We start from the raw sequence: 2,249 nt of genomic DNA on the forward strand, positions 1-2,249 counted from the left end.
AGAACGGCAGGGACCGGGGAGGACGGAGCGGCAGGCACGGGACCTCGATGTGATCAGCTGGCGTAGACACCCTGACGATCACCGGTCTCGTGCCTGTGCTGTTGCCACGTCAACTCCCGCTGGGCGCGGACGATCTACGCGATCCCGGAACTTGCAACCGCCCTGGAGCGACCCCCGGGTGAACCCGGGGGTGACAGCGCACCGACCCCACCAGTTGAAACTCCGCAAAGGAGAGTTCGTCACCATGGTAGACCGGCCCGGCTGGATCGCCCCCGAGATCGCCGAGCACTACGACGTGGGCATCCACACCGTCACCAAGACCTGGGTACTGCACCCCGACTGGCCCGACTCGGCTGGGAAGCGCGGCCCGTACAAGGACTACGACAAAGCCGCCGTCGACGCCTTCGTCCGCGAGCACGTCAAACGCCGGGCCGTCGCCCTCGACCCCGAGCTGCTGTGCACCGCGCAGCAGCTGGAGGACGAGGGCATCGGTTCAAGGCCGGGACGATCAGGGCGGACATGACGCGCGGTCGCTGGCCGGAGCCTGACGACACCGAGAACGGCGTGAACCGATGGACGGGGGCAGCCGTCATGACGGTCATGGCGGGACGACGCGGATACCGGCGCTAGCTTGTCTTCTCGGCGTAATAGGCGTAAGCGAAATCACCGTCATCCGAACCGGTGACGTCGGCCGAGAAACCGACAGGGTCGGTTCCAGTGACCTTCATGCTGTGTTGGAAAACCGATCCGTCACACGCATGCGCTTCCAAGGCCGCAGAGAAATTGAAAGAAGATCTTCCGCCTCCTGTGCAGACAAAGGCAAATGTCACACTCTGCACGTTCTTAGGCACTGCGGGAAGGGTATTTCCGATCTCTGGGCGCAGTCGACCGTACCCGCTCCCCAACGCCTTCCTGCCCGTGAACGCCTGACCCAAAACAGCGTTGGATGAATTTTCCCGCTCCTGCTTTTCCGGAGAAGAGGCTCGACCCGTCGGGGTGCCAGGCGCGCGGGAGCCCGCCGCGCCCCCCGAGCCGCTACTACATGCACCGGTGAGCAGAACTGTGGCTACAAGGCACAGAGATGCTGCACCACGGTCCATTCTGATCCGCGTCACGAATTTTGCCGTCCGATCGAGATGTCTCCCCTGCGAGGAGCCTTAATGACGATGGTCTTCGTCTTAGCCTTGCAAGGCGCGGCTATCCAAGTCTTGGTGGTCGTAAGTTTCCAACCCACCTGCCCAAGGACGGCACGATAGCCATTGTTGGTGGTGTTCGTGTCAGTGACCGTCTGGGACCCAGTCCAGGTCCATGCGTTACTGATCTTCGTGTCGACAGTAACCTTGGCTTTCCCGAGGATCCATTTTGCCTCCGCCTCGTACGAACCGCCAATGTCCCACGTGAAGGTGTGACTTCCCGTGATTGCCCAGTTGACCGATTGGCGAGGCAGCAGCCACGTGGACTTCGGGTTCCCCCTATCCGGCATGAACAGGGGAGTTCCCTTGACCTTGTACTTGGGCGGATCGTTCACTTCCGGGCATGCCGCCGGAACCCCAGAGGCGTCGACATCAGGCTTTTCGCCGCCAAAGGAGAACTCAATCTCATCACCGATGCCAACCGTTTCTCCGCTATCGAGAACGATGCCATCAACTGATACCGGTTCATCGTCAGCCGATGCGGCACTGGCGCCGACAGTGGCGAGCAGTACCATTGCCGTCGAAATGAGCGAAACTCCGGCACGCATTACGGCGCGGTTCATTTGCCCCCCGATGGTGTAATGCCGACTCATGGTCAGGGAGCGGCACTTGATTGATGATCTAAGCGATTAGGCACCGACTGGAGCGTCCGACCTAACCTGCACTGACGTGCACGTGTCATTACTACAGGTCAACAGACAGCTACCGCAAGTACTAAAAGGAAGATCAGAAGAACCTCAAATGACTTGCCACGGGGAAGAATTTGAGGACGGAACCTGCTTCCGCAGGGCACCCTTGCTCCGCGCCACCACAAGCAGCTCCCGTGTGCGTAGCGCCGGTTGTGAGCCGCCACTTCCCTCCAACCTGCCTCACCCCTCCTTCACCGACGGCATGATGGCTCCTCAGCCAGAACCGTCCGAGGGGGGACATGAACATCCGCGTCACCGCCGCCGCGCTCATTGCAGGGCGGCTTCAAGTTCCCGGTAGGAGCGGGCTGTTGGTGATGCCCCGGATCCAGACGGCGTGTTCGGGTGCGTCCCGGATCGCTCGGGTGGT

At 61.5% G+C, this 2,249-nt stretch carries 3 protein-coding genes; 1 reads left to right on the forward strand and 2 read right to left on the reverse strand.

Going from position 1 to position 2,249, the window contains the following annotated elements; all coding sequences use genetic code 11:
• Positions 1–244: 244 nt before the first annotated feature.
• The gene (locus ACFYW8_RS44480) at positions 245–523 is read left to right on the forward strand and encodes a hypothetical protein (protein ID WP_389093862.1); all 279 of its coding nucleotides are present in this window, start codon (positions 245–247) and stop codon (positions 521–523) included.
• Positions 524–626: 103 nt separating this feature from the next.
• On the opposite strand, the gene ACFYW8_RS44485 is transcribed toward ACFYW8_RS44480, so the two are convergent.
• Positions 627–851 carry a hypothetical protein gene (locus ACFYW8_RS44485; protein WP_389093865.1) on the reverse strand — a complete coding sequence of 75 codons (225 nt, stop codon included), beginning with the start codon at positions 849–851 and terminating at the stop codon, positions 627–629.
• A gap of 260 nt (positions 852–1,111) precedes the next feature.
• The gene (locus ACFYW8_RS44490) at positions 1,112–1,756 is read right to left on the reverse strand and encodes a hypothetical protein (RefSeq protein ID WP_389093868.1); all 645 of its coding nucleotides are present in this window, start codon (positions 1,754–1,756) and stop codon (positions 1,112–1,114) included.
• Between the last annotated feature and the right edge of the window lie 493 nt (positions 1,757–2,249).

This window comes from Streptomyces sp. NPDC002742 (genome assembly GCF_042888885.1).
Lineage (GTDB): Bacteria > Actinomycetota > Actinomycetes > Streptomycetales > Streptomycetaceae > Streptomyces.

Coding starts and splice junctions, on each gene's coding strand:
- ACFYW8_RS44480 (WP_389093862.1), top strand. CDS start 245: ATGGTAGACCGGCCCGGCTGGATCGCCCCCGAGATCGCCGAGCACTAC.
- ACFYW8_RS44490 (WP_389093868.1), bottom strand. CDS start 1,756: ATGAACCGCGCCGTAATGCGTGCCGGAGTTTCGCTCATTTCGACGGCA.